The organism is Bradyrhizobium sp. C9 (assembly GCF_002532045.1).
GTDB lineage: Bacteria > Pseudomonadota > Alphaproteobacteria > Rhizobiales > Xanthobacteraceae > Bradyrhizobium.
The window spans coordinates 1-808 of the sequence record NZ_NWTG01000069.1 but is presented as its reverse complement, the minus strand read 5'-3'; the positions used below and the strand labels follow the sequence as shown (position 1 = coordinate 808).

General features: G+C 62.9%; 1 protein-coding gene. It reads right to left on the bottom strand.

What is annotated here, in order from left to right; translation table 11 throughout:
- Positions 1 to 808 (bottom strand): IS481 family transposase (locus tag CO675_RS39595; protein ID WP_143279228.1); only part of this gene is annotated, 808 nt, incomplete at both ends.

Below are 808 nucleotides of genomic sequence, written 5' to 3'. Positions count from 1 at the left end.
TAGCTGTGGAATCTCAGGAGGTCGTCCATCGGAAGGCCGAGGCGGCTGATGGGTGGTTTGGCTTGCAGACTACCGTGCGGGCGATGCCAGTTGTAGTGATGAAGCCAGATTGGCAGGTCTTTGGCGCGCTGGTCTGAGGTGTCGTAGGCGCGAGCGTAGGCCCACTCGCGCAGCACTGTTTGGATGAAGCGTTCGGCCTTGCCGTTTGTTTGCGGCCTGTAGGGCCTGGTGAAGATGTGCTTGAGGCCGAGCTTGCTGCACGCTCTGGCGAAGGCCTTGGCGCGGTAGCAGGAGCCGTTGTCGGTCATGATGCCGGTGACCTTCATGCCGAGGCTGCGGTAGTAGGTGACGGCCTCCTTGAGGAAGGCGACAGCGCTCTCCTTTTTCTGATCCCGCCGGATCTGGGAGAAGGCCAGGCGCGATGTATCGTCGATGGCCACGTGGACGAACTCGTGACCGGCGCCACGGCTTTCTCCCATCTGGCGGTCGTGCGTGATGCGGTGGCCTGGTCTGACGAACCTGCCGAGCTTCTTGATGTCGATATGGATGAGCTCGCCGGGCTGTTCGCGCTCATAGCGCCGTACCGGCTCGACCGGCTCCAGATCGCGTATCCGGCTTAATCCCAAGCGGCGAAGGATGCGGCTGACAGTGGCCGGCGACACCTTGACCTCGGCTGCGATCTGCTTGCCGGTGTGGCGCTGCCGGCGCAACGTCTCGACGGCGGCACACGTGGCTGGCAGGGTTTGGCTTGGCGATGAAAGAGGTCTCGAGGAGCGATCACGCAACCCTTCGACATCTTCTGCGCGGA